Source organism: Microbacterium sp. C-MGS6 (genome assembly GCF_058140415.1).
Genome location: NZ_CM176934.1, coordinates 2,160,097 through 2,182,530, shown reverse-complemented (window position 1 = coordinate 2,182,530; position 22,434 = coordinate 2,160,097). Strand labels below are relative to the sequence as shown.

Sequence of the window (22,434 nt, the reverse complement as noted above, 5' to 3'; positions counted from 1 at the left end):
GGGCTGCGCCGCGCCCAGGAGGCTCAGGTGCAGATCGTGTCCGCCGTGGTGCGGTGCAGCGTCACGGGAACCTGAAGGTCGGTGAGGTGCCAGTCGAGGCTGCGTCCGGTGAGCCGGGGCAACGAGGAGCACGTCCACGCGGGGTCCGGCGTGACGTGACTGCCCGGGAGCACCCCCGCAGCGTTCCACGAGGTCCACGTCCGGGGAAGGCCCGTCGCCTTCTTCAGATCCACGTCGACGTCGACGTGGTGCGACCCGCCCGGGGCGTTCGTGCTGATGTAGAAGTGGCCGGAGGTGTCGCTGATCTCCTCGTAGCGGATCGCCGTGATCGCGCAGGTGGTGGGGGCGGCCGTGGGGCTGCTGTACGCCTTGCACGTGTTCCCCGTGAACGGGGACAACCAGGCGGATGCCGCCGTCACCGTTCCCTTGACGACCGCGCGGTCCGTCCACGCCGCGCTGGTGGTGGGAACGCTCGCCTGTGCGAGCGACACGAAGACGACCACCACCGCGAAGGCGAAGCCGGCCAGCGGGACCACCAGTCGTCGCGCCGGGGTCACGTCGTCAGGGGCTTCCGCGCCGGGTGCTCCACGGGGCTCATCATGCTGAGACCGAGCAGCCCCAGGAGCCCGAGGAGCAACGGGAGGGCGACAGCGGGCGTCGTCATCCGCATGATCGCGGTTCCCCACCCGGGAAGCTGCACCGCCGGCTTCCACACGTCGCCGCTCACCGGATAGTCGAGAGCGTCGGAGAACTCGTTGGCGTCGCCCTTCATGGTGATGGTGCGCGCGCCATCGGCGGCTTCGATGGCGGTGATGCGATGGGTGACCAGGGAGTCGGTCAGCGCGCTCGGCAGGCTGACGACGTCACCCACCTCCAGAGAGTCGGCGGGGACCTTCGTGGCGATGAGGAGATCGCCCGTCATGATCTCGGGCTCCATCGAGCCCGAGATCACGACGAGCGGCTGGAGGACTCCGATGGCCGTGGCGCCCCAGACGACGCCGCAGCCCACCCCCATGACGGCCAGCGTCCAGAGAACGGGCAGGGCGAGCCGGCGGAGGAGCTGCACCACGATTCGTCCTTCGTCTCGGCTGCGGCGGTGGGTGGTCAGTTGGTCGCGGTCGCGGAGACCGTGACGAGGATCGTGCCGGTCTTGCCCTGGTTGCTGGTCGCCCAGTCCGCCGGAGTGGTGACGACGAGCTCGAACTCATCGGCGGCGGTGGACCCCGAGGAGGTCAGCGACGCCGCGAGTCCGGTGATCGTGGCGGTCGGCTTGACCGTGAAGTCGGTCGCCGTGGTGCCGGGGGCGTACTCGACGGTGGAGGTGAGCGCGGCGTTGACGGAACTGACGTTCTTCACCCAGAGCTTGATGGTGCGGGTCTCGCCGGGAAGCAGGTTCGCCAGCTTCTCGGCGGGGACGACGAGCTCGATGCTGTTCTTGGCCGCCGACTCCTTCCAGGTGGTTCCGTCGACGGAACCCTGGAGGTTGAAGGTGGCTCCCGCGGCGGGGGCGCTGAAGAAGGTGTTGTCCGTCCACGCGGCGCTGGTGAGCGCCGCGCCGATGCCGCCGGTCGCGAGCACGGCCAGCGCGAACGCCATGATCGGGCGTCGCCGGGAGCGTCGCTCGGTGCGGTGAGGGCGTGTGGAGGCATCCGTGTTCGTCATGGTTTCGACGTTACGCAGCACACCTCAGGGGACTGTCAAGTCTTCCTCAAGAGGGGCCGAAGCTTTCCCGATTGTTCCGTTTCCGCGTCGTGCGGCCCCGGGCCCGGAGCGTGGCAGGATGGTCGGATGCCGCTCATCGCTCTCACCGGAGGCATCGCGTCGGGGAAGTCCACCATCGCGAACCGGCTCACCGAGCTCGGCGCGGTCGTCGTCGACGCGGATCAGATCGTGCGCGAGGTCCAAGCTCCGGGATCCGAGGTGCTCCGCACGATCGCGCGGACGTTCGGAGACACCGTCATCGCCGAGGACGGATCCCTCGACCGGGCTGCCCTCGGGTCGACCGTGTTCGCCGACCCGGACCGGCTCGCTCAGTTGAACGCCATCGTGCACCCTGCGGTGCGGGCAGAGTCCCAGCGCCGTTTCGACGCGGCGTTCGCCGCCGACCCGGAGGCTGTCGTCGTGTACGACGTTCCGCTCCTGGTGGAGGCTCGTGTCGATGACCCCTGGGATGAGATCGTCGTCGCGCATGCGCCGGAGGACGTCCGTCTCGAGAGGCTCGTCGGCCTGCGCGGAATGACTCCCGAGGCCGCGCGCGACCGGATCGCCGCCCAGGTCTCCGACGAACGGCGGCTCGCGATCGCCGACGTCGTGATCGACACCTCGGGGTCGATCGAGCACACCCTGGATCAGACCGACGCGCTCTGGGACCGGCTCCGCGCGCGCTGAAGGACAGCCGCCCGCCGGAGGCTTCCGACCCGGCCGGCCCCGATGTCGGAGGGGCGGCATACGCTTGAGGTATGCAGCCCACCCGCAGTGTCCGCCCTTTCGAGGTCATCAGCGAGTACGCCCCCGCCGGTGATCAGCCGCAGGCGATCGCCGATCTGGCTTCCCGCATCAATGCGGGCGAGACCGACATCGTGCTGCTCGGCGCCACCGGAACAGGCAAGTCCGCGACCACGGCCTGGCTCGTCGAGCAGGTGCAGCGCCCCACACTCGTGCTGGCGCATAACAAGACCCTCGCCGCCCAGCTCGCCAACGAGTTCCGTGAGCTCATGCCGAACAACGCCGTCGAGTACTTCGTCTCCTACTACGACTACTACCAGCCCGAGGCCTACGTCCCGCAGACGGACACCTTCATCGAGAAGGACTCCTCGATCAACGCGGAGGTCGAGCGCCTTCGCCACTCGACGACGAACTCCCTGCTGAGCCGCCGCGATGTGGTCGTGGTGTCGACCGTGTCCTGCATCTACGGCCTGGGCGCGCCGGAGGAGTATCTGCGCGCCATGGTCGCGCTCCAGGTGGGGGAGCGGTACGACCGCGACGCCCTGATCCGTCAGTTCATCGCGATGCAGTACAACCGCAACGACGTCGACTTCTCGCGCGGCAATTTCCGGGTCCGCGGCGACACCATCGAGATCATCCCGGTGTATGAGGAGCACGCCATCCGCATCGAGCTCTTCGGCGACGAGATCGAGGCGCTGTACTCGTTGCATCCGCTGACGGGCGAGGTCATCGAGAAGCTCGACGCCGTGCCGATCTTCCCCGCCTCGCACTATGTCGCGGGCACCGACGTCATCCAGCGCTCGATCGGCACGATCGAGCACGAGCTGGAGGAGCGGCTCAAGGAGTTCGAGCGGCAGGGTAAGCTCCTCGAGGCGCAGCGCCTCCGGATGCGGACGACCTTCGACCTGGAGATGCTGCAGCAGCTCGGCTTCTGCTCCGGTATCGAGAACTACTCGCGCCACATGGACGGGCGCATGCCGGGGGAGCCCCCGCACACGCTCCTGGACTTCTTCCCCGACGACTTCCTGCTCGTCATCGACGAGTCGCACGTGACGGTGCCGCAGATCGGTGCCATGTACGAGGGTGACGCCTCCCGCAAGCGCACGCTCGTCGACCACGGCTTCCGCCTGCCGAGCGCGATGGACAACCGACCGCTGCGCTGGGACGAGTTCAAGAACCGCGTGGGGCAGACCGTCTACCTGTCGGCGACCCCGGGCAAGTACGAGATGGGCATCGCCGACGGTGTGGTGGAGCAGATCATCCGCCCGACGGGACTGGTCGACCCGGAGATCATCGTCAAGCCGTCGAAGGGACAGATCGACGATCTGCTCGAGGAGATCAGGCTTCGCGTGGAGCGGGACGAGCGCGTCCTCGTCACGACCCTCACGAAGAAGATGGCCGAGGAATTGACCGACTTCCTCGGGGAACACGGCGTGCGGGTGCGCTACCTGCATTCCGACGTCGACACCCTGCGCCGCGTCGAACTGCTCAGCGAGCTGCGCGCCGGTGTGTACGACGTCCTGGTGGGTATCAACCTGCTCCGAGAGGGACTCGACCTCCCGGAGGTGTCGCTCGTCGCGATCCTCGACGCCGACAAGGAAGGGTTCCTCCGCTCCGGGACGTCACTCATCCAGACCATCGGCCGGGCAGCGCGTAACGTCTCGGGCGAAGTGCACATGTATGCGGACAACATGACCGACTCCATGGCCAAAGCCATCGAGGAGACCGACCGTCGGCGCGAGAAGCAGATCGCGTACAACAAAGAGCACGGGATCGATCCGCAGCCGCTGCGCAAGCGCATCGCCGACATCACCGAGGTGCTGGCGCGCGAGGGGCAGGACACGGCGGAGCTGATGTCCGGGCGAGGCCGTGCGTCGGGCAAGGGCAAGTCGCCCACGCCGAACCTGCGGCGCACCGGCATCGCTGCCGAGGGAGCGCAGCAGCTCGAAGCCACGATCCAGGACCTCACCGATCAGATGCTCGCCGCTGCCGCGGAGCTGAAGTTCGAGCTCGCCGGGCGCCTGCGTGACGAGGTGCAGGATATGAAGAAGGAGCTCCGCTCGATGGAGCGGGCCGGGCACGCGTAGACGGAGACCAGATGGACGCGGCAGGAGAGGAACTCGCGGACCGAGTCCGGGCGCTGCTCGGCGCTGACCCCTCGATCGAGGAGAGGCGGATGTTCGGAACCAGGGCATTCCTCGACGAGGGCCGCATCCTCGTCGGAGCACGGAAGGACGGCACGCTCCTCGTCCGCGTGGATGAGGAGAACGGGGCCGTCGCCGTGACCCAGCCGGGAGCTTCTCGGGCCGTGATGGGGTCGCGCACCATGGGGTCGGGCTGGATCGACGTCGCCGCGTCCGCGATCACCGATGATGCGGCGCTGATGATGTGGATCGACATGGCCCGAGAGTCCGTGGGGGCCGCCACCGCGGACGGCGACTGACCCGAGCAGTTACGGGCAGTGCACCAGGGTCTTCGGCCCGGAGCGGTCGATCTCGTGTTCCGTCATCGGTGCTCCGCAGAGCGGGCAGGCGCGTTCGGCGCGTTCCGCGGCGCTCGGCGGCGGCGTCTTCTCGTAGGGCCCGACGGAGGCCGGGCCCGCAAGACGCACGAGGTTGGTGTTCACCCAGGCATAGAGGCCCCCCGCTTCGCGGATGCGGGTGCGAAGAGGGGGCCGGCTGGAGTCGCGTGACATGTTGATTAGTGTACTAATGATTCGTGCAGATGTATAGTCGGGATCGTGACCGACACCGATGATCTGCTCCGCCTCGAGAACCAGCTCTGCTTCGCCGTGGTCACGGCGGCGCGGAACGTGGTGGCGATCTACCGGCCGATCCTCGAGCCGCTCGGGCTGACCCATCCGCAGTACCTGGTGATGCTCGCCCTCTGGGAGCGGGCTCCGCGAACCCTCAACGACCTCGCCGCCGACCTCGCGCTGGAGCCCGCGACGGCGTCGCCCCTCGTCAAGCGGCTCGAAGCCGACGGCCTGGTGGCCCGCCAGCGCAGCAGCGAGGACGAACGCCGACTCGAGATCACGCTCACGGATGCCGGTGCTGCCCTGCGTGCCAGGGCGGTGGACGTGCCGCGGCAGGTGATGGCCGCCGTGGGGATGGACATCGACGAGGTGGCAGCACTGCGGGACGGACTGGGCGCCTTCGCGGGGCCCCGCCCCGCCCACCCCTGACCGTTCCGCGGCATCCCGATATGAAGCGCTGGTGCTCGCCTGCGCACCCCTAGGGTGGGAGGCATGTCGCGCCCCGAGCCTCCGGTCCCCGCGCCGGAGCGTGTGCGTCGACCGGGGCCGCCGATGCTCCTCGGCCTCGCCGCCGTGGCCGGACTGTTCGGTCTCCTCATGTTCGCCGCGGCCGTGCAGGGCACCCCGCAGTTCGCGTCGACGGAGGCCGAGAGCACATCGCCGCCCCAGGAGAACGTCGTGCTCCCCGCCCCGACGGCGACGGAGACACCGCTGCCTCCGGAATCATGGGGGGATCCGGTTCTCGCGCAGGTGCTCGGCATGGTCTTCGGTCTCGTGCTGGGGCTGGCCGTCCTCGCGCTCGTCGTCGTGGTCGTTCGCCAGCTCATCCGATTCCTCGTGCGGCTGTGGCGGGACCGTCCGCTCGCACGCCGCGATGCCGCGGCTGCCGGGCCGGGTGCCAGCCCCACGTCGCCGGATATCCTCCCTGACGAGGTGACCATCCGCCGCGGGGTCTCCGATGCGCTTCGCACGGTCAGCGAACGACCAGTACCCGGTGACGCGATCGTCGCGGCGTGGATCGGCTTGGAGGAATCCGCCGCCGACGCCGGTCAGGGGCGCGCTCCGACGGAGACGCCGGCAGAATTCACCGCCCGGGTGATCGGCGGGCGCCACGGCATCGCCGCGGACGTCGCGGTCCTGCAACGCCTCTATGAGCGGGTGCGCTTCGGCGGGCTGATCGCAGACGAAGGCGACCGGCGGAGCGCCGCCGACGCGCTTCGCGGCATCAAGGCGGGGTGGCGATGAGAGGGAGGATCGTCCTGGCTCTCCTCAGCGCCCTCGTCGCCGCTGGTCTTCTCGTCGTGATGCTCACCTTCGGAGTGCCCGCCCCCTTCGCCGTCGCATGGACCCTCATCCTGCTCGCTATCGTCGCGGCCACCCGCCAGGCCTTCGTCGACGAGGTGGTCGTGTGGCCGCCGGAGGCGCCCCGAGCGGAGGGCCGTGGCTCGGACGTGTCGCGGTTGGCGTGGGCGATCAACACCCGCACCGGCGTCGCGGGCCATGTCGTCGTCCGACGCGTGCAGGGCGTGGTCCGTCGGCGCCTCGCGCATCTCGGCCTCGACCTCGATGACCCTCAGGACCACCCGCGTATCGACGCGGTGCTGGGAGACGGTGTCCGCGCCTCCCTGCATGCGCGAGAAGTGCAACGCGTGGACATCGAGCGCGTCCTCGACGCCCTCGACCGCATCCCCATCGACACGGAGGAGACAACATGACCACCGACGAAACCACGCAGATCGCCGATGTCGGACGCCGCGTGCTCGCGGGCGTCAAGACGGCCGTCGTCGGGATGGACGAGCCCCTGACGATCGCGCTGGCCGCGATCCTGGCGGGCGGCCACGTGCTCTTCGAGGACGTTCCCGGCCTCGGCAAGACGCTCGCCGCGCGCAGCCTCGCGGGTGCGCTCGGGCTGGACTTCCGTCGGCTGCAGTGCACACCCGACATGTTGCCGGGCGATGTCACCGGTTCCTACGTCTACGCGCCTTTCACCGGGGACTTCGCCTTCCGCCCCGGTCCGATCTTCACGGGACTGCTGCTTGCGGACGAGATCAACCGGACGACGCCGAAGACACAGTCGGCGATGCTCGAGGCGATGGCCGAGCACCAGGTGACGGTGGAGGGCAACAGGTTTCCGCTCCCGCGTCCGTTCCACGTGATCGCCACATCGAACCCGATCGAGTACGAGGGGACGTACGCGTTGCCGGAGGCGCAGCTCGATCGCTTCATGGTGCGGCTCGCGGTGGGGTACCCGCAGCCGGAGGAGGAAGCGCGGATCATCCTCGACCGTGTGGAGCGGCAGAGCCCGGATGTCGAGGTCGAGCCCGTAGTGGACGCCGACGGCCTGCGGCGGATCCAAGCAGCGGTCGAGGGCATCCACGTCGACCGCGATGTCGTGCGATACGGTGTCGAGCTCACGCGGGCGACACGCGAGGCGGCGACGGTGGCCGTCGGCGCCTCCCCGCGTGGTTCGCAGGCGCTCATCCTCCTCGGACGCGCGCTCGCCGCGCTGGACGGGCGGGCATATGTACGGCCGGACGACCTCAAGCGCGTCGCGGTGCCGGTCCTCGCGCATCGATTGACCCTGACGCCGCGGGCCTGGGCACAGGGAGTGGACCCGCGGACGGTCGTCGACGCGGCCTTGGCGCGGACGGCCGTGCCTCCGACCGTCGCGGCGGCCCCGTGACGGACGAGGCGGCGGTGCAGACGGCGACCGCGGTCGCCTGGCGGCGGACGCCGGTCATCGCTCTCGGCATCGGCGGCGCGGCGATCATCGCCGCGGTGGGGCTCGCCTTCTCCCGTCCGGATATCGTCGCCATGGGCCTGCCGCTGGCGCTGGCCGCCGCGTGGGCGCTCCTCCGCCGCCCGAGCCCCGGAGAAGCGCGAATCGCTCTGCGCGCGCACGCGGCCGGCAGCGTCGATCGCCCGGAAGTGCAGACCGCCGCGGATGTGGTGCTGGCGGCGGATGCGGTGCAGATCGCCGTGGATCAGGATGGGCAGCGAACCGGTCTCGTGGATGTCCGACCGGGAACGGCCTGTCTCACGGCGCGCGGCGTGCTGCAGCATTCGGGTCCGAGTGAGCCGCTCGCCGTGACCCTGCGGGGGTCGAGTCTCGACGGCGCGTGGGTCTCCGATATCGTCCCTCGGACGGCGCTCCCCTGGAACGCGCCGCCGCGCGCGGTGCGGATCGGCAGCCTCCCGGTGGCGCCGCGGCTCACCGGACTGCACGGGTCGCATCCGGGTTCCCGCCCGGGGCAGGGTGGCGACTTCCGGGATATCCAGCCCTTCGTCCCCGGAGACGAGCTCCGTCGGGTCGACTGGCGCGCGACCGCCCGCGCCGCACGTCGACCAGGAGATCTCCTGGTGCGCAGGGACGACGCGCTGAGCGACTCGTCGGTCGTGCTCGCGATCGACACCGCCGAAGATCTCGGTGCCGCCGTGGCCGCGTGGGGGAGCGGCGACCCCGATCGCTCCGGAGTGACCTCACTCGATCTCGCGCGGGAAACGGCCCTCGCCATCGCCACCGCGGCGATCGGCGTGGGCGACCGCGTGGCCTATCACGCGCTCTCTCCGGACGGCCTCTCGCTGCCCTCCGGCGGTGGCGCCCGGCACCTCGCCCGTGTGCGCCGCGCGATCGCCGCGACCGGCATCGGCACCGATCCGTCCTATCGGCGGTCCCCGGCCGTGCCGCCAGGGTCGATCGTCTTCGTGCTCTCGACGTTCGTCGACGGGGTGGCGGCACGGCTGGCGACCAGCTGGCGCGCCGCCGGCCACGCCGTCATCGCCGTCGATGTGCTTCCGACTCCCGAGGAGAGCCGCCTCAGTCGCGAGCAGCGGATCGCCCTGCGCACTCTGCTCGCCGAGCGCACCGACGTCCTGGCCGAGCTGAGACATGCCGGCATCGAGGTGGTGCCGTGGTCCGGTGGTCTCGATGCCGCGATGCGCCGTGCCGCCCGCCGTCTTGCGCGTCGCGGGAAGGGGCGCCGATGACTCGCGCCGTCCGCTCTTTCCGCGCCGGTGTCGCGGTCCCGGGGGCCGTCCTCCGGCTGGCAGTGGTCGCCCTGGCCGCCGGGGGAGCACTGCTCCTGATCCCCTTCCCGCTGTGGCAGGGCATCGCGGTGCTCGCCGCTGCCGTCGCCGTCGCGATCCCCCGCAGTCTCGCCGCCTGGGTGGCGCTGGCCTGCCTCCCGTTCGGCGTGATCCTCTCGGAACCGGATCCCTCCCGGACCGCGCTGGCTCTGCTGTTCGTGCACGCCCTGCATGTCTGCGCGTCGCTGAGCCTCGTGGTGCCGCTCTCCTCGCGCGTGGCCCTGTCCGTCCTGCTTCCGAGTGCCGGCCGCTTCCTCGCTGTTCAGCTGATCGCGCAGCCGCTGGCGTTCGGCGTCTGGCTGCTCGCCGAGCGGCCGGACACCCCCGAGGTCGTGATCCTGGCTCCGTTCGCCGCGGCGGCGCTGCTCGGCGGGATCCTGGTCGCCCTCCGTGCGGCGAGACGGGCGGGCGCGGCGGCGTCCGCACCAGGCGCGTACGGCGTTCTCGGAGCCGATGTCCGTGGCCCCTCGTAGACTTGTTCGGTGCCCATCGTCCCCGTTGCTTCCCCAGGAAAACTCAGTGTCCGCGGCGCCCGCGTACACAATCTCAAGAACGTCGACATCGACATCCCCCGCGACTCGCTGGTGGTCTTCACCGGCCTCTCCGGATCGGGGAAGTCCAGCCTCGCCTTCGACACGATCTTCGCCGAGGGGCAGCGCCGGTACGTCGAGTCGTTGAGCGCCTACGCCCGGCAGTTCCTCGGCCAGGTCGACCGGCCGGACGTCGACTTCATCGAGGGGCTGAGCCCGGCGGTGTCGATCGATCAGAAGTCGACGAACCGCAACCCGCGGTCGACGGTCGGCACCATCACCGAGATCTACGACTACATGCGCCTGCTCTGGGCGCGTATCGGCGTGCCGCACTGCCCGGTCTGCGGCGAGAAGATCCAGCGCCAGACGGTGCAGCAGATCGCCGACCAGCTCATGGAGCTTCCGGAGCGCACCCGGTACCAGGTCGTGGCGCCGATCGTCTCGCAGAAGAAGGGCGAGTTCGTCGACCTCTTCCGCGAGCTGGGGGCGAAGGGCTACTCGCGCGCGATCGTCGACGGCGAGCTCATCCAGCTGGCCGAGCCGCCGACGCTCAAGAAGAGCTACAAGCACGACATCGCCGTGGTCGTCGACCGTCTCGTCGCCTCGCCGGACATCCTCGGGCGCGTCACCGACTCCGTGGAGACCGCCCTCGGGCTCGCCGGCGGCGTCGTGCAGATCAATTACGTGGACGGCGAGGGCGACGACGCGTGGCAGACCTTCTCGGAGAAGCTGGCGTGCCCCAACGGACACGCGCTCACCCTCACCGAGATCGAGCCGCGCACGTTCTCCTTCAACGCGCCGTTCGGCGCCTGCCCCGCATGCTCGGGCCTCGGCACGCGCATGTCCGTCGACGTGGACCTGATGCTCGGTGACGAGGACCTCTCGATCCGCGAAGGCGTCATCATCCCCTGGACCACCCAGGGCAAGGGGCTCTTCCAGTACTACGAGCGGCTGCTCGAAGGACTCTCGCGAGACCTCGACTTCTCCCTCGACACCCCGTGGCGGGACCTGCACTCCGACGTCAAGGAAGCGGTGCTGCGCGGAGAGAACTACAAGGTCACCGTCAAGTGGAAGAACCGCTACGGCCGTGAGATGCGGTACGCGTCCGGCTTCGAGGGCGTGGTGCCCTACATCGAGCGGCAGTACCTGCAGGCCGAGTCCGACACGCAGCGCAGCCGGTGGGGCGAGTACCTCCGAGAGGTTCCGTGTCCGGTGTGCAACGGCGACCGGCTGAAGCCCGAGGTGCTGGCCGTGCAGGTGCACGGTCACTCCATCGCCGAGGTCTCGCACCTCAGTCTCGCCGACGCCCGGGCGTTCATGGAGAAGCTGCAGCTCACCGAGCGCGAGGCCAAGATCGCCGCCCAGGTGCTCCGTGAGATCCGCCTGCGTCTCGACTTCCTCCTCCAGGTGGGGCTGTCGTACCTCAACCTGAGCCGCTCCGCAGGCTCCCTGTCGGGTGGTGAGGCGCAGCGCATCCGGCTCGCGACGCAGATCGGCTCCGGCCTGACCGGGGTGCTCTACGTGCTGGACGAGCCCTCCATCGGCCTTCATCAGCGCGACAACCGTCGACTCATCGAGACACTGCTCACTCTGCGCGACCTGGGGAACACCCTGATCGTCGTCGAGCACGACGAGGAGACGATCGAGGCGGCGGACTGGGTGGTCGACATCGGTCCGGGCGCCGGCGTGAACGGCGGCGCCGTGGTCCACTCCGGGCCCTACTCCGCGCTGCTCGCCGACACCGACTCCATGACCGGCGACTACCTCTCCGGCCGTCGGGAGATCCCGATGCCGGCGAAGCGCCGGAAGATCGACAAGAAGCGCATGCTGAGCGTCGTGGGCGCACGCGCCAACAACCTCCGCAACGTCACGGCCGACTTCCCGCTCGGCGTGCTCACGGCGGTCACGGGCGTCAGCGGATCCGGGAAGTCGTCCCTCGTGAACGACATCCTGTACCAGGTGCTCGCCTCGCGACTCAACGGGGCGCGGACGGTGCCGGGCAAGCACACGCGCGTGACCGGGCTCGACAACCTCGACAAGGTCGTGCACGTCGACCAGGCGCCGATCGGCCGCACCCCGCGATCTAACCCGGCGACCTACACCGGCGTCTTCGATCGCATCCGCACGCTCTTCAGCGAGACGCCCGAGGCGAAGGTCCGCGGCTACCAGCCCGGGCGCTTCAGCTTCAACGTCAAGGGCGGACGCTGTGAGGCCTGCTCCGGTGACGGCACGATCAAGATCGAGATGAACTTCCTCCCGGACGTGTACGTGGACTGCGAGGTGTGTCACGGCAAGAGGTACAACCGCGACACCCTTGCTGTGCACTACAAGGGCAAGAACATCGCCGAGGTGCTGGAGATGCCGATCGAGGAGGCGGCCGAGTTCTTCGAGCCGATCCAGGCCATCCACCGCTACATGAAGACCCTGGTCGATGTGGGGCTGGGATATGTCCGCCTCGGGCAGTCGGCGACCACGCTCTCCGGCGGTGAGGCGCAGCGCGTGAAGCTCGCGACCGAGCTCCAGCGCCGCAGCAACGGTCGGAGCATCTACGTGCTCGACGAGCCGACGACGGGTCTGCACTTCGAAGACGTGCGCAAGCTCCTCGAGGTGCTGAACGGTCTGGTCGACAAGGGCAACACGGTCATCGTCATCGAGCACAACCTCGACGTGATCAAGTCGGCCGACTGGGTGATCGACCTCGGTCCCGAGGGCGGCTCCGGCGGCGGCACGATCCTCGCCACCGGCACGCCGGAGCAGATCGCGCGGGTCGAGGAGAGCCACACCGGCCAGTTCCTCGCCGAGATCCTGGGTGAGGGGCGCTCTGCGCGGAAGGCCAGCTGATGGCCGACGTCCTGCCGTACAAACCCCGGGCCGGCGAGATACCGACCGACCCGGGGGTGTACCGGTTCCGTGACGCCAACGGCCGCGTGCTGTACGTCGGCAAGGCGAAGAACCTCCGTCAGCGGCTGTCGAACTACTTCGCTCCGCTGCGGACGCTGCACGAGCGCACGCGCCGGATGGTGACGACGGCGGCGTCGGTGGAGTGGACGGTCGTACCCACGGACGTCGACTCGCTGCAGCTCGAGTACATGTGGATCAAGGAGTTCGATCCGCCGTTCAACGTCAAGTACCGGGACGACAAGTCGTACCCGTTCATGGCCGTGACGATGGGGGACGAGGCGCCGCGCGTGCTCGTGACCCGGAACCGGAAGATCCCCGGCGCCCGCTACTTCGGCCCGTACCCGAAGGTCTGGGCGGTGCACGAGACCATCGACCTGATGATCAAGGCGTTCCCGATCCGCACGTGCAGCGACGCGAGCTACAAGCGGGCGATGCAGACGGGACGCCCGTGCTTCCCGGGGCAGATCGGCAAGTGCGGCGGGCCGTGTTCGATGACGGTGTCGATCGAGGAGCACCGGGCCATGGTCGACGACTTCGTCGCCTTCATGGCGGGTGGCGACGAGCGGTTCGCCCGGGAACTCACCCAGCGCATGCTCGCCGCGTCGGCCGCCATGGACTACGAGGCGGCGGCGAAGTACCGCGACAAGCTCTCGGCGATCGAGGCCGTGCTCGGCAAGAGCGCTCTCGTGCTGCCCGCGGACGAGGACGCGGACCTGTTCGGTATCGCCGAGGACGAACTCGCGGCCGCCGTGCAGCATTTCGTCATCCGCGGAGGTCGTGTCCGCGGCGTGCGTGCTCTGACGATCGAGAAGGAGATCGACATCACGGGCGGAGAGCTCGTGGAGCAGGTTCTCCAGCAGGCGTACGGGGAAGCTCAGGACGTGCCGCGTCGCATCCTGGTGCCCGTGCTCCCCGACGATGCGTCCGAGCTCGAGGTGTGGCTGCGGGAACGCCGAGGCCGGAAGGTCGAGATCGCGGTGGCGCATCGTGGTCAGCGTGCTGATCTCATGCGCACGGCCACGCTGAACGCCCAGCAGGCGCTGATCCGGCACAAGACCCGGCGTACCAGCGACTACGTCGCCCGTACCCAGGCGCTCACCGATCTGCAGGAGGCGCTGGGTATGGAGGAGGCGCCGCTCCGGATCGAGTGCTTCGACATCTCGCACCTCGGCGGCACGAATGTCGTGGCGTCCATGGTCGTGTTCGAAGATGGTCTTCCGCGGAAGGACCAGTACCGCACCTTCAACATCGCGGAGACGACCGACGACACCGACTCCATGTACCAGGTGCTGCGTCGTCGGCTCGCCTACCTCGACCGCCCGGAAGAGCAGGAGACCGTCGATCCCACCACCGACGAGGTGGTCGCGGAAGACGTCGGCGAGGCGGGGGTGCGCCGCAAGCCTCGCTTCGCCTATCCGCCGCAGCTGCTGCTCGTGGACGGCGGGCAGCCCCAGGTCGAGGCCGCCGCTCGGGCCCTCCGCGACGCCGGGCACACCGAGATCGCCGTGTGCGGCATCGCCAAGCGCCTCGAGGAGATCTGGCTCCCCGGCGACGACTTCCCCGTCATCCTTCCGCGGACCAGCGAATCGCTCTACCTGCTTCAGCGGCTTCGTGACGAGGCCCACCGCTTCGCCATCGTCCATCAGCGGAAGAAGCGCAAGAAGGACATCACGACGGTGCTCGCCGAGGTCCCCGGTCTCGGGGCCTCACGGATCAAGGTCCTCCTCAAGCACTTCGGCTCGGTCACCGCGCTGCGCGCCGCCGAACCCCATCAGATCCAAGAGGTCCAGGGGATCGGCCCGGTGCTGGCTCAGAACATCCATACGCACCTGTCCACTCGCTAGGCTGGGAGGCCGAGGGGGAGAAGGAGCAGTGAGTAGCGATGTCTGACGGGGAGAAGGGCGAGTTCCTCATCGTCACCGGGATGTCCGGCGCCGGTCGCACCACGGTGGCGAACGCGCTGGAGGATCTCGGCTGGTACGTCGTGGACAACCTGCCGCCGCAGATCCTCCGACCGCTGCTCGACCTCACCGGCATGGGCGGGGATTCGCTGCCGAAGGTCGCCGCGGTCGTCGATGTCCGCGGTCGCAACCTCTTCGACGACTTCCCCGGCGTGGCGCGAGTGCTGCGCACCCGTGGATCGATCCGCGTGCTCTTCCTCGACGCCTCCGACGACGTGCTCGTCCGACGCTTCGAGGCGGTGCGTCGTCCGCACCCTCTGCAGGGCGACGGGACGCTTCTCGACGGCATCCGCATCGAGCGCACCCGGCTGGCGCCGATCCGCGAGGCCGCAGACCTCGTGATCGACACGACGGCGTTGAACATCCATCAGCTGGCGACGAAGGTGTCCGACATCTTCTCCGAGGAGGGCGAGGCCCGGCACCGCGTCACGCTTCTCAGCTTCGGGTTCAAATACGGGCTTCCCACCGATGTGGACGTCGTGGCGGACATGCGCTTCCTGCCGAATCCGTACTGGAATGAAGACCTGCGCGGTCTCACCGGACAGGATGAGACGGTGCGGGAGTACGTGCTCTCCCGCGACGGCGCGGAGGAGTTCCTCGACGCCTACGCGAAGGCTCTCGTGCCGGTCCTCGAGGGGTATCAGCGCGAGAACAAGAGCCACTCCACGATCGCCATCGGGTGCACGGGCGGCAAGCACCGTTCGGTCGCCATGTCCGAGGAGCTCGCCCGTCGACTGGCGGGAATCCCGGGCGTCGCGGTCAACGTCCGCCACCGTGACCTCGGCAGGGAATAGGCCCCCGACCGAGTAAGCTGGAGGTTTGCGTCGCGACCCGGCGCGTGAACGTGAAGGAGTCTCGTGGCACTAACCACCGACGTCAAGGCTGAGCTCGTCAGCATCCGCAATGCACCCCCCACGGTGCGCGTCGCTGAGGTGACGGCCATCCTCCGGTTCGCCGGTGGCCTGCACTCCATCGCCGGCCGGGTGGCGGTGGAGGCGGAGGTGGATGCCGAGACCCTCGCCCGTCGTGTGGCCCGAGACCTCGCCGAGATCTACGGCGTCCGTCCGGAGATCGCCCAGGTGCAGTCGAGCACCGCCAACGACGGCGCCCGGTGGGCCGTCCGCGTCATCGCGCAGGGGGAGACGCTGGCCCGCCAGACGGGGCTTCTCGACCAGCGACGCCGCCCGGTCCGCGGGCTCCCGAACCGCCTCACCACGGGTTCCCGCGCCGAGGTCGCCGGACTCTGGCGCGGTGCCTTCCTCGCCGCCGGCTCGCTCAGCGAGCCGGGCCGCTCCGCCATGCTCGAGGTCGCCTGCCCGTCGTCCGAGGCGGCCATGGCACTCGTGGGCGCGGCCCACCGCCTCGGTGTCGCCGCGAAGGCGCGTGAGGTCCGCGGGCTTCCTCGCGTCGTCGTGCGCGAGGGGGAGGCCATCCGCACCATCCTCAGCGAGATGGGTGCCCAGCGCACCGCTCTCGCGTGGGAGGAGCTGCGGCAGCGCCGTGAGGTGCGCGCCGGTGTGAACCGTCTCGTCAACTTCGATGACGCGAACCTCCGCCGTTCCGCGCAGGCCGCCGTGGCGGCATGCGCCCGGGTCGAGCGCGCCCTCGAGATCCTGGCGGATGAGGTGCCCGATCACCTCCGCGTGGCCGGCGAGCTCCGCCTCGCGCACCGCGACGCCAGCCTCGACGAGCTCGGCCACCACGCCGACCCTCCGCTCACGAAGGACGCCGTGGCCGGCCGCATCCGCCGCCTGCTGGCGATGGCCGACAAGCGCGCGCAGCAGGAGGGCATCCCGGGGACCGAGGCCGCCGTCCCCGCGGGGCTCGACGTCTGACCCGGCTGCCACCGTCTCCCGGACGGCGTGTCAACCCCCGGAAGGATCCGGACACCCGGTGCGTTGTCGTCAGTAGGATGAAAGTCGTCCGCTCTCCGTCGCACATCGGCGACGCGGAGCATCGGCAAGCGCCGCGGCGCGGCGCGGATTGGATGAATGCGATATGGCAACCTACACGCTCCCCGACCTTCCCTACGACTTCGCCGCTCTCGAGCCGCACATCAGCGGCAAGATCATGGAGCTGCATCACGACAAGCACCACGCGACCTACGTCGCGGGCGCCAACACGGCCCTGGAGCAGCTCGCCGAGGCCCGTGAGAGCGGCAACCTCGCGAACGTGAACAAGCTCGAGAAGGACCTCGCCTTCAACCTCGGCGGGCACGTCAACCACTCGATCTTCTGGACCAACCTCTCGCCGAACGGCGGCGGCCAGCCCGAGGGCGAGCTCAAGGCCGCCATCGACGAGTACTTCGGCTCCTTCGAGAAGTTCCAGGCGCACTTCACCGCCGCCGCCACCGGCATCCAGGGTTCCGGCTGGGCAGTGCTGAGCTGGGACTCGATCGGCTCGCGCCTGATCATCCAGCAGCTGTTCGACCAGCAGTCGAACACCGCGCAGGGCACCATCCCGCTGTTCCAGCTGGACATGTGGGAGCACGCCTTCTACCTCGACTACCTCAACGTGAAGGCCGACTACGTCAAGGCCGCGTGGAACATCGCCAACTGGGAGAACGTCGCCCAGCGCCTCGAGGTCGCCCGTCAGCAGACGAACGGCCTGCTGGTACTGTCGTAATCGGGTCGCGTCCCGGCGGGCCCACGGCTCGTCGGGGCGCCATCTCAGCCAAAAAACCCGCGCATGGCGCACGCTCGACGGCGGCGCTCGGCGCATGAGAAACAGGGAGACCTGAGTGTCTGTCAAGATCGGTATCAACGGCTTCGGCCGCATCGGACGCAACTACTTCCGCGCAGCTCTCGCGCAGGGAGCAGACCTTGAGATCGTCGCGGTCAACGACCTCACCGACAACAAGACCCTGGCGCACCTGCTGAAGTACGACTCGGTCAGCGGCGTCCTCGACGCCGAGATCACGTACGACGACGACAGCATCACCGTCGACGGCAAGGAGATCAAGGCTTTCGCAGAGCGCGACCCCGCCAACCTCCCGTGGGGCGAGCTGGGCGTGGACATCGTCATCGAGTCCACCGGCTTCTTCACCAACGCCGACGCCGCGCGCAAGCACATCGACGCCGGTGCGAAGAAGGTCCTCATCTCGGCTCCGGCCACCGGTGACGACCGCACCATCGTCATGGGTGTGAACGAGGAGACCTACAACCCGGAGACGGACCACATCATCTCCAACGCCTCCTGCACCACGAACTGCCTCGCGCCGCTGGCCAAGGTGTTCAACGACGCCTTCGGCATCGACCGCGGCTTCATGATGACGGCGCACGCATACACCGCGGACCAGAACCTGCAGGACGGCCCGCACAAGGACCTCCGCCGCGCCCGCGCCGCCGCGATCAACATCACGCCGGCCTCGACGGGGGCTGCGAAGGCCATCGGCCTCGTGCTGCCCGAGCTGAACGGCAAGCTCAGCGGCTCGTCCTACCGCGTGCCGGTTCCCACGGGCTCGATCGTCGACCTGACGCTCATCACGGACCGCGAGAACCTGACGGTGGACGAGGTCAACGAGGCCTACAAGAAGGCTGCGGCCGAGGGTCGTCTGGCCGGGTACCTGCAGTACAACGAGGACCCGATCGTGTCGAGCGACATCGTGCACAACCCGCACTCGTCGATCTTCGACTCCACGCTCACCAACGTCAGCGGCAACCTGATCAAGGTGTCGAGCTGGTACGACAACGAGTGGGGCTACTCCAACCGTCTCGTCGACCTGACCGAGTACGTCGCCGAGCGCATCTGAGCTCCGACACATGACTCTGCGCACCCTGGACTCACTGGGTTCGCTCGAGGGCAAGCGCGTCATCGTCCGTTGTGATCTGAACGTCCCCCTGCGGGACGGGATCATCACGGACGATGGCCGTGTCCGCGCCTCGCTGCCGACCCTGAAGACCCTCATCGACGCGGGCGCCCGCGTCGTCGTCTGCTCGCACCTCGGACGCCCCGAGGGCGCGCCCGATCCGCAGTTCAGCCTGGAGCCGGTCGCGCAGCGACTGTCCGAGCTGCTCGGCGCACCGGTCGCCTTCGCGGGCGACACGGTCGGCGAAGCCGCGAAGGACGCCGTGGCGTCCCTCGAGAACGGCCAGGTCGTCGTGATCGAGAACCTCCGGTTCAACCCGGGGGAGACCTCGAAGGACGAGGCCGAGCGTGGTGCTTTCGCGGCCCAGCTCGCGGAGCTGGGCGACGTGCTCGTGTCCGACGGCTTCGGCGTCGTGCACCGCAAGCAGGCGAGCGTCTACGACCTCGCGAAGCTGCTGCCCTCGGCGGCCGGCCTCCTGATCGCGACCGAGCTCGACGTGCTCGACCGCTTGACGGAGAATCCGGAGCGGCCGTACGCGGTGGTGCTCGGCGGGTCCAAGGTGAGCGACAAGCTCGGAGTCATCTCGCACCTGCTCCCGCGGGTCGACCGCATCCTGGTCGGCGGCGGCATGCTCTTCACCTTCCTGAAGGCGCAGGGGCATGCCGTCGCGTCGAGCCTCCTCGAGGAGGACCAGCTCGAGACCGTGCGCGGATACATCGCCGAGGCGGCCGAGCGCGGCGTGGAGCTCGTGCTCCCCACCGACGTGGTCGTCGCCGCGTCCTTCGGCGCCGACGCGGACCACGAGGTGGCCCCCGCGGACGCGATCGAGGAGACGGCGTTCGGTTCGTCGGGCATCGGCCTCGACATCGGGCCGGACACCGCGGCGCGCTTCGCCGAGGTCATCCGCGGATCGAAGACCGTGTTCTGGAACGGCCCGATGGGCGTGTTCGAGTTCCCGGCCTTCGCCGCAGGGACGAAGGCGGTCGCGCAGGCGCTGACCGAGGTCGACGGCCTCAGCGTGGTCGGTGGCGGCGACTCCGCCGCAGCCGTCCGTCAGCTCGGATTCACCGACGACCAGTTCGGGCACATCTCGACCGGCGGCGGCGCGAGCCTCGAATTCCTCGAGGGCAAGAAACTACCTGGGCTGGAGGTCCTCGGATGGGCGTGAGCTCCCGTACCCCGCTGATCGCGGGCAACTGGAAGATGAACCTGGATCACCTGCAGGCGGTGGCGTTCGTGCAGAAGCTGCACTGGACGCTGAAGGACGCCAAGCACGAGGACGGATCCGTGGAGGTGGCGGTCTTCCCGCCCTTCACCGACATCCGCAGCGTGCAGACGCTCATCGACGCGGACAAGATCCCGTTCGCGTTCGGTGCGCAGGACGTCTCGGCGCACGACTCCGGGGCGTACACCGGCGAGATCTCCGGCGCGTTCCTGGCGAAGCTCGACGCGAAGTACGTCATCATCGGACACTCCGAGCGTCGCGAGTACCACGCCGAGTCCGACGAGATCGTGGCCGGCAAGGTGAAGGCTGCTCTCAAGCACGGCCTCTCCCCGGTGATCTGCGTCGGTGAGACGGCGGAGGACCTGGAGAAGTTCGGCGCCAGCGCGGTTCCGGCCGGACAGCTCGAGGCCGCGCTGCAGGGCGTCTCGCCCTCGGCCGACATCGTCGTCGCGTATGAGCCGGTCTGGGCCATCGGGTCGGGTCGGGCGGCCACGCCGCAGCAGGCGCAGGACGTGTGCGCGGCACTCCGCGGCGTGATCGCGAAGGTCCTCGGCGACGAGGCGGCTGCGCGCACCCGCATCCTCTACGGCGGCTCCGTCAAGGCGGCGAACATCGCCAGCTTCATGCGCGAGCCCGACGTGGACGGCGCTCTGGTCGGCGGCGCGAGCCTCGTCGTCGACGAGTTCGCGGCGATCATCCGTTTCGAGAAGCACGTCGGCGTGTGAGTGCGGCGGGGCTCCGGTCCCGCTGCACCGTATACTTGACCGTTACGGGGGCGCTCCGGCCCCAGCGAAAGGCTCTTTCCGTGGCAATTCTCGAGTTCGTCCTGCAGGTCGTGCTGGGCATCACCAGCGTCCTGCTGACTCTCCTCATCCTCTTGCACAAGGGTCGCGGTGGCGGCCTGTCCGACATGTTCGGCGGCGGCATGACCACTGCGGTCGGCTCCTCCGGTCTCGCGGAGCGGAACCTGAACCGCTTCACCGTCGTCCTGGCGCTCACGTGGTTCATCGCCATCGTGGCGCTCGGCCTCATCACGAAGTTCGAGGTGATCTGATGGCTACCGGTGGAAACGCGATCCGCGGTACCCGTGTCGGTTCCGGTCCCATGGGCGAGCAGGACCACGGCTATCACGCCGACCGCATCGCGGTGTCGTACTGGGACGGCCTCGGCAACGAGACGGTGCGCTACTTCGCCGCCGGCCTCCCCGAGGAGGAGATCCCGGAGATCATCGACCACCCGCAGTCGGGTCTCCCGGCCGGGCGCGACAAGGAGAACCCTCCCGCCGTCGCGAAGGCCGAGCCGTACAAGACGCACCTCGCTTACGTGAAGGAGCGCCGGACGGACGAAGAGGCCGTCCAGCTCCTGGAGGACGCCCTCACTCAGCTGCGCGAGCGTCGGGGTCAGTGACCGCCGACTGAGCGAGAGGAGAAGCCGCCGTGATGATCACGGCGGCTTCTTCCGTCTCAACGGCAGCCGGCCGCGGCGTCGATGTAGTTCTGCGGGGGATACCCGTAGGCCCATACGCCGTTGGCGTCGTCCGTGAACCCCATGCTTATGGCCCAGGCCGTCGCCCACTTCTCGATGCTGTCCTGCGTGGACGGGTCGTACATGTCCTGACACTTCACGCTGATGGCATGACCCACCTCGTGGGCGACGAGCGCTCTGCTGCGCTCTGCGGGCCACTGCTCCGCGACCGAGTTCGACAGCTCGATGACCGCGCGTCCCGGCTCGTCCCACCACCAGGTGGTGTAGCCGCCCATGCTGCCGTTGTACCCGGCGCCGTTGACGACGGGTGCCCAGTCGAACTCCAACAGGACGCCGGGCGCGAGCGAGCGGGCGAAGGCCTCGATCTCGAGCCGGGCGTTCCGCAGTGGGCCCGCCTTCTCCGCGAGCTCCGCGTCCTCGGCCGCGACGACATCGGTGGCCGCCTTCTGCAGGGCGACGTAGGCGGCCGCAGCCGCGTCGTCGACCTCGGTGACGGCGAGAGCATCCGCGGCGGCTCCGCGCAGAGCGATCACGGCGGCGTTGCGGGTCGACGGATGCGCGCTCTCGAAGGCGCCGGCGGCCTCGGCCGCGGTGGTGAGCACGGCCACGCCGTTCGTCCGGACCGCGTCCACGCTCGCGGCGGCGGACGTGGAGGCGCTGTCCATCGACTCGGCGACGCCGCGCAGGATGCTCTGGTCCTCGGCGAGACGGCTCGTCGCGGCGAAGAGGTCCCAGAACCAGCCGGGTTTCGTCTCGTCGGCCGGGAGCCGCGTCGCGAGGACGTCCTCGGCCTCGCCGCCCGTGGTCTCGCCCTCCGCCACGGCGGAGTCCAGGGCCGCCCAGAGGTCCTCGGGAACGGCGAGGGCGGGCGCGCCGGTGTCGATGATGACATGCCCGGCGTCCGTCGCCGCGATCAGATCGGCGGTCCGCTGTCGGAGTTCCGTCTGCTGGGCGGTCACCGATCGGGTGGCGTCCTCGACCGCGCTGGCGGCCTCGTCGTATCCCTGGTTCGCCACGAGTTGCGTGATGCCGAGACCGGTCAACACCACGACCGTGCCGATGGCGCCGGCGAGGATGCCCTTCAGCCTTCGCCGGTCGCGCGGCGGCCGGGGGACGCCGGACGCGGAGGAGAGGACGGGCGGGAGACGATGCCCACCCGGAGCCGGCCCCGTGGCGGTCGCGGCAACCGACGGCGGAGGGGCGGTCACGAGGCGCTCATCTCGGCAGGCCTTCCGGTC

Annotated in this window: 24 protein-coding genes; 19 read left to right on the top strand and 5 right to left on the bottom strand. The window is 69.3% G+C overall.

Translation table 11 applies throughout. The features are described from left to right. Window positions 1-23: 23 nt before the first annotated feature. Genes AC3B5L_RS10670 through AC3B5L_RS10660 form a run of 3 tightly spaced genes read right to left on the bottom strand, consistent with a single transcriptional unit; the run spans window position 24 to window position 1,662 of the window. Window positions 24-557: a hypothetical protein gene (locus tag AC3B5L_RS10670; RefSeq protein WP_187661759.1), complete on the bottom strand. Its 534-nt coding sequence runs from the start codon at window positions 555-557 to the stop codon at window positions 24-26. Continuing rightward, complete coding sequence (locus AC3B5L_RS10665; protein ID WP_187661758.1) at window positions 554-1,069, bottom strand: signal peptidase I; 516 nt, start codon at window positions 1,067-1,069, stop codon at window positions 554-556. The genes AC3B5L_RS10670 and AC3B5L_RS10665 overlap by 4 nt, the downstream gene beginning before the upstream one ends. A 35-nt stretch (window positions 1,070-1,104) precedes the next feature. Further along, a complete protein-coding gene (locus AC3B5L_RS10660) occupies window positions 1,105-1,662 on the bottom strand; it encodes a hypothetical protein (RefSeq protein ID WP_187661757.1) in 558 nt (185 codons plus the stop codon). 126 nt (window positions 1,663-1,788) lie between these two features. Between AC3B5L_RS10660 and coaE the strand changes: the two genes are divergently transcribed. From coaE to AC3B5L_RS10645, 3 genes are all read left to right on the top strand, one after another. Then, entirely contained in the window at window positions 1,789-2,388 is a 600-nt protein-coding gene (coaE, locus tag AC3B5L_RS10655; protein WP_259954699.1) for a dephospho-CoA kinase, read from the top strand. Window positions 2,389-2,459: 71 nt separating this feature from the next. Then, on the top strand, window positions 2,460-4,532 hold the full coding sequence (gene uvrB / locus AC3B5L_RS10650) for an excinuclease ABC subunit UvrB (RefSeq protein ID WP_187661755.1): 2,073 nt from the start codon (window positions 2,460-2,462) through the stop codon (window positions 4,530-4,532). A gap of 11 nt (window positions 4,533-4,543) precedes the next feature. Further along, window positions 4,544-4,888 carry a TfoX/Sxy family protein gene (locus AC3B5L_RS10645; RefSeq protein ID WP_187661754.1) on the top strand — a complete coding sequence of 115 codons (345 nt, stop codon included), beginning with the start codon at window positions 4,544-4,546 and terminating at the stop codon, window positions 4,886-4,888. A gap of 9 nt (window positions 4,889-4,897) precedes the next feature. Here AC3B5L_RS10645 and AC3B5L_RS10640 read toward each other — a convergent pair whose 3' ends face one another. Next, window positions 4,898-5,140, bottom strand: coding sequence for a hypothetical protein (locus AC3B5L_RS10640; protein ID WP_187661753.1), 243 nt, complete (start codon window positions 5,138-5,140; stop codon window positions 4,898-4,900). Window positions 5,141-5,185: 45 nt separating this feature from the next. Between AC3B5L_RS10640 and AC3B5L_RS10635 the strand changes: the two genes are divergently transcribed. The 16 genes from AC3B5L_RS10635 to AC3B5L_RS10560 all read left to right on the top strand — a co-directional run bounded on the left by AC3B5L_RS10635 (window position 5,186) and on the right by AC3B5L_RS10560 (window position 21,118). Next, entirely contained in the window at window positions 5,186-5,629 is a 444-nt protein-coding gene (locus tag AC3B5L_RS10635; protein WP_187661752.1) for a MarR family winged helix-turn-helix transcriptional regulator, read from the top strand. Between the two features lie 63 nt (window positions 5,630-5,692). After that, window positions 5,693-6,445 carry a DUF4129 domain-containing protein gene (locus tag AC3B5L_RS10630; protein ID WP_259954696.1) on the top strand — a complete coding sequence of 251 codons (753 nt, stop codon included), beginning with the start codon at window positions 5,693-5,695 and terminating at the stop codon, window positions 6,443-6,445. Then, window positions 6,442-6,915 (top strand): hypothetical protein, encoded by a 474-nt coding sequence (locus tag AC3B5L_RS10625; RefSeq protein ID WP_259954694.1) that lies wholly within the window; start codon window positions 6,442-6,444, stop codon window positions 6,913-6,915. Before AC3B5L_RS10630 ends, AC3B5L_RS10625 begins: the two co-directional genes overlap by 4 nt. Beyond that, a complete protein-coding gene (locus tag AC3B5L_RS10620; protein ID WP_490095737.1) occupies window positions 6,912-7,883 on the top strand; it encodes an AAA family ATPase in 972 nt (323 codons plus the stop codon). Before AC3B5L_RS10625 ends, AC3B5L_RS10620 begins: the two co-directional genes overlap by 4 nt. Continuing rightward, window positions 7,880-9,187, top strand: a complete 1,308-nt coding sequence (locus AC3B5L_RS10615; protein WP_280564091.1) for a DUF58 domain-containing protein — start codon at window positions 7,880-7,882, stop codon at window positions 9,185-9,187. The genes AC3B5L_RS10620 and AC3B5L_RS10615 overlap by 4 nt, the downstream gene beginning before the upstream one ends. Next, window positions 9,184-9,759, top strand: coding sequence for a hypothetical protein (locus tag AC3B5L_RS10610; protein WP_187661748.1), 576 nt, complete (start codon window positions 9,184-9,186; stop codon window positions 9,757-9,759). The genes AC3B5L_RS10615 and AC3B5L_RS10610 overlap by 4 nt, the downstream gene beginning before the upstream one ends. Before the next feature lie 9 nt (window positions 9,760-9,768). Continuing rightward, window positions 9,769-12,657 (top strand): excinuclease ABC subunit UvrA, encoded by a 2,889-nt coding sequence (gene uvrA / locus AC3B5L_RS10605; RefSeq protein WP_187661747.1) that lies wholly within the window; start codon window positions 9,769-9,771, stop codon window positions 12,655-12,657. Next, on the top strand, window positions 12,657-14,561 hold the full coding sequence (uvrC, locus tag AC3B5L_RS10600) for an excinuclease ABC subunit UvrC (protein WP_490095736.1): 1,905 nt from the start codon (window positions 12,657-12,659) through the stop codon (window positions 14,559-14,561). The genes uvrA and uvrC overlap by 1 nt, the downstream gene beginning before the upstream one ends. A gap of 38 nt (window positions 14,562-14,599) precedes the next feature. Next, window positions 14,600-15,472: an RNase adapter RapZ gene (gene rapZ / locus AC3B5L_RS10595; RefSeq protein WP_187661745.1), complete on the top strand. Its 873-nt coding sequence runs from the start codon at window positions 14,600-14,602 to the stop codon at window positions 15,470-15,472. A gap of 63 nt (window positions 15,473-15,535) precedes the next feature. Further along, on the top strand, window positions 15,536-16,513 hold the full coding sequence (whiA, locus tag AC3B5L_RS10590; protein ID WP_187661744.1) for a DNA-binding protein WhiA: 978 nt from the start codon (window positions 15,536-15,538) through the stop codon (window positions 16,511-16,513). 163 nt (window positions 16,514-16,676) lie between these two features. Next, on the top strand, window positions 16,677-17,303 hold the full coding sequence (locus tag AC3B5L_RS10585) for a superoxide dismutase (protein WP_025105027.1): 627 nt from the start codon (window positions 16,677-16,679) through the stop codon (window positions 17,301-17,303). 115 nt (window positions 17,304-17,418) lie between these two features. Beyond that, window positions 17,419-18,429 (top strand): type I glyceraldehyde-3-phosphate dehydrogenase, encoded by a 1,011-nt coding sequence (gene gap / locus AC3B5L_RS10580; RefSeq protein ID WP_025105026.1) that lies wholly within the window; start codon window positions 17,419-17,421, stop codon window positions 18,427-18,429. Window positions 18,430-18,439: 10 nt separating this feature from the next. Continuing rightward, on the top strand, window positions 18,440-19,654 hold the full coding sequence (locus AC3B5L_RS10575) for a phosphoglycerate kinase (protein ID WP_259962986.1): 1,215 nt from the start codon (window positions 18,440-18,442) through the stop codon (window positions 19,652-19,654). Further along, window positions 19,645-20,436, top strand: coding sequence for a triose-phosphate isomerase (gene tpiA, locus AC3B5L_RS10570; protein ID WP_259954537.1), 792 nt, complete (start codon window positions 19,645-19,647; stop codon window positions 20,434-20,436). The genes AC3B5L_RS10575 and tpiA overlap by 10 nt, the downstream gene beginning before the upstream one ends. 80 nt (window positions 20,437-20,516) lie before the next feature. Next, on the top strand, window positions 20,517-20,765 hold the full coding sequence (secG, locus tag AC3B5L_RS10565) for a preprotein translocase subunit SecG (RefSeq protein ID WP_025105023.1): 249 nt from the start codon (window positions 20,517-20,519) through the stop codon (window positions 20,763-20,765). Beyond that, window positions 20,765-21,118, top strand: a complete 354-nt coding sequence (locus tag AC3B5L_RS10560; protein WP_025105022.1) for an RNA polymerase-binding protein RbpA — start codon at window positions 20,765-20,767, stop codon at window positions 21,116-21,118. The genes secG and AC3B5L_RS10560 overlap by 1 nt, the downstream gene beginning before the upstream one ends. A 56-nt stretch (window positions 21,119-21,174) precedes the next feature. Here the strand turns inward: AC3B5L_RS10560 and AC3B5L_RS10555 are convergent, their stop codons facing one another. Continuing rightward, a complete protein-coding gene (locus AC3B5L_RS10555) occupies window positions 21,175-22,404 on the bottom strand; it encodes a hypothetical protein (protein WP_490095735.1) in 1,230 nt (409 codons plus the stop codon). Window positions 22,405-22,434 lie beyond the last annotated feature (30 nt).

Bases quoted from the DNA above. Each gene is read 5' to 3' on its own strand.
- uvrC (WP_490095736.1), top strand. From the start codon at position 12,657: ATGGCCGACGTCCTGCCGTACAAACCCCGGGCCGGCGAGATACCGACC.
- rapZ (WP_187661745.1), top strand. From the start codon at position 14,600: ATGTCTGACGGGGAGAAGGGCGAGTTCCTCATCGTCACCGGGATGTCC.
- AC3B5L_RS10645 (WP_187661754.1), top strand. From the start codon at position 4,544: ATGGACGCGGCAGGAGAGGAACTCGCGGACCGAGTCCGGGCGCTGCTC.
- AC3B5L_RS10660 (WP_187661757.1), bottom strand. From the start codon at position 1,662: ATGACGAACACGGATGCCTCCACACGCCCTCACCGCACCGAGCGACGC.
- AC3B5L_RS10575 (WP_259962986.1), top strand. From the start codon at position 18,440: ATGACTCTGCGCACCCTGGACTCACTGGGTTCGCTCGAGGGCAAGCGC.
- AC3B5L_RS10625 (WP_259954694.1), top strand. From the start codon at position 6,442: ATGAGAGGGAGGATCGTCCTGGCTCTCCTCAGCGCCCTCGTCGCCGCT.
- AC3B5L_RS10560 (WP_025105022.1), top strand. From the start codon at position 20,765: ATGGCTACCGGTGGAAACGCGATCCGCGGTACCCGTGTCGGTTCCGGT.
- tpiA (WP_259954537.1), top strand. From the start codon at position 19,645: ATGGGCGTGAGCTCCCGTACCCCGCTGATCGCGGGCAACTGGAAGATG.
- coaE (WP_259954699.1), top strand. From the start codon at position 1,789: ATGCCGCTCATCGCTCTCACCGGAGGCATCGCGTCGGGGAAGTCCACC.
- AC3B5L_RS10630 (WP_259954696.1), top strand. From the start codon at position 5,693: ATGTCGCGCCCCGAGCCTCCGGTCCCCGCGCCGGAGCGTGTGCGTCGA.
- AC3B5L_RS10640 (WP_187661753.1), bottom strand. From the start codon at position 5,140: ATGTCACGCGACTCCAGCCGGCCCCCTCTTCGCACCCGCATCCGCGAA.
- AC3B5L_RS10620 (WP_490095737.1), top strand. From the start codon at position 6,912: ATGACCACCGACGAAACCACGCAGATCGCCGATGTCGGACGCCGCGTG.
- uvrB (WP_187661755.1), top strand. From the start codon at position 2,460: ATGCAGCCCACCCGCAGTGTCCGCCCTTTCGAGGTCATCAGCGAGTAC.
- AC3B5L_RS10610 (WP_187661748.1), top strand. From the start codon at position 9,184: ATGACTCGCGCCGTCCGCTCTTTCCGCGCCGGTGTCGCGGTCCCGGGG.
- AC3B5L_RS10585 (WP_025105027.1), top strand. From the start codon at position 16,677: ATGGCAACCTACACGCTCCCCGACCTTCCCTACGACTTCGCCGCTCTC.